Annotated in this window: 1 protein-coding gene; it reads left to right on the forward strand. The window is 34.2% G+C overall.

Annotation, left to right across the window (positions count from 1 at the left end):
- Window positions 1-237, forward strand: a 237-nt coding sequence (locus ACWA1B_RS23590; RefSeq protein ID WP_456911126.1) for an MMPL family transporter, incomplete at both ends; no start/stop codon positions are given.

Consider the following 237-nt stretch of genomic DNA (forward strand, 5'->3'; position numbering starts at 1 on the left):
CGAAGTTACGATTACTGGTAAAGCATTGGTTTTTCAGAAAGGAACAACTTATTTGGCGCACAACTTAATCGAGTCATTGCTTTTTGCTATTGCAACTATTGCAATTTTAATGCTTTATTTGTTTAGATCATTCAAAATGGTTGCGGCTTCTTTGATTACGAATATTTTACCGCTTTGCATTACTTCTGGATTAATGGGTTATTTCGGAATTCCATTAAAGCCTTCAACGATTTTGGT

The organism is Flavobacterium xizangense (genome assembly GCF_054075145.1).